General features: G+C 47.2%; 1 protein-coding gene and 3 pseudogenes. 2 read left to right on the forward strand and 2 right to left on the reverse strand.

Going from position 1 to position 1346, the window contains the following annotated elements; translation table 11 throughout:
• Positions 1–72: 72 nt before the first annotated feature.
• A pseudogene (locus QMN38_RS26555) lies at positions 73–291 on the forward strand (DUF4440 domain-containing protein); the annotation flags it as partial.
• 41 nt (positions 292–332) lie between these two features.
• Here QMN38_RS26555 and QMN38_RS26560 read toward each other — a convergent pair.
• A complete protein-coding gene (locus QMN38_RS26560; protein WP_012695489.1) occupies positions 333–977 on the reverse strand; it encodes a quinolone resistance pentapeptide repeat protein QnrB2 in 645 nt (214 codons plus the stop codon).
• Between the two features lie 95 nt (positions 978–1072).
• A pseudogene (locus QMN38_RS26565) lies at positions 1073–1279 on the reverse strand (helix-turn-helix domain-containing protein); the annotation flags it as partial.
• Here QMN38_RS26565 and QMN38_RS26570 point away from each other — a divergent pair.
• A pseudogene (locus tag QMN38_RS26570) lies at positions 1265–1346 on the forward strand (SMR family transporter); the annotation flags it as partial. The pseudogenes QMN38_RS26565 and QMN38_RS26570 overlap by 15 nt on opposite strands.

Here is a 1346-nt window from a genome sequence, read left to right on the forward strand (position 1 = left end):
TTGAATGGGTTCATGTGCAGCTCCATCAGCAAAAGGGGATGATAAGTTTATCACCACCGACTATTTGCAACAGTGCCTTATTTCGAGCATTTTCTTGCGAAAAAGCCGACCGGGAAAATTGACATGCGTACCATTCGCCTGGGGTGTAATAAGGCGATAGACACCGGTACCTACACATTTACCTTCGCGGACAAATCAACGGTTTCAGCCCGCTACACATTCACTTATGCATGGGACGGTAAAGAGTGGAAAATTTCCACACACCACTCTTCAGCGATGCCTGAAGGGTAAAAAGCTGTGCAGGGGGCGGAATATTCACCGCTCCCTGAAGACTAGCCAATAATCGCGATGCCAAGACGTTCCATGAGCAACGATGCCTGGTAGTTGTCCAACTTAACGCCTTGTAAATCAACGCGCCGAATATCTAAGTCACCCAACTCCGAATTGGTCAGATCGCAATGTGTGAAGTTTGCTGCTCGCCAGTCGAAAGTCGAAAACTCGCCGCCGGAGAGATCTGAACCACTGAACGTCGCGCCCAGTACCTGGGCCCCCATCCAACGGTTTTCCCACAGCTCACACTTTTCCAACACGACTTTCGAAAAATTGGCGTAGCTTAGATTTGTGTTAGTGATATATGCACTGCAAAACCAGGTGCGAGTAGTGATCATATTCATAAAACTTGCGCCGCGAAAATCTGCGCCTTGCGCACGACAGTGGCGAATTTCAATGCCAAGCGCACTGGCATTGCGAAAATCCGCCATGGATAAATCACAGCTTTTAAAAATGGCATCTTTCAGCATCGCACGACTAAAATTGCACCCTTTCTGGCTTTCACGATCATAGAACTGACAGCCGATAAATTCAGTGCCGCTCAGGTCGGCACCTGAAAAATCACAGTTAAAAAATGTACTATTTTCAATTTTCTCACCGGTGAAGCGGTTTCTGTTAATTTTTTCGCCAACGAGTGCCAGAGCCATATTTTGTGCCTGTTTTTTTATACAGTAATGGCGTCATGGTAAACCCTGATGAGGTTATGCGTCAAATCCGCCAATATAACATCTGCAAATGTGCGTTAAATCTGGTGTTTTTTCAGCAAAGCGCGAAGCTGATGGTAAGTCAGACCCAGTAATTCAGCGGCTTTTTTCTGGTTAAATTTTGCCTGCTGTAAGCTGGTTTGTAGAAAGTCTTTCTCTTGCTGCTGCTGGAATTCACGCAGATCCAGCGGTAACCCTACAGACATCGGTTTAGTTTCCGGCGCCTGCGGCTGCGTCTGGTTCTGAAATCCATCCCTGTCGGTGTTGCTTATGCAGTCTGGTCGGGACTCGGCGTCGTCATAATTACAGCCA

Source organism: Citrobacter sp. R-1.5.2 (genome assembly GCF_035064245.1).
Lineage (GTDB): Bacteria > Pseudomonadota > Gammaproteobacteria > Enterobacterales > Enterobacteriaceae > Citrobacter.

What these genes read in the sequence shown, in the direction of transcription:
- QMN38_RS26560 (WP_012695489.1), bottom strand. Translation starts at nt 977, where the DNA reads ATGGCTCTGGCACTCGTTGGCGAAAAAATTAACAGAAACCGCTTCACC.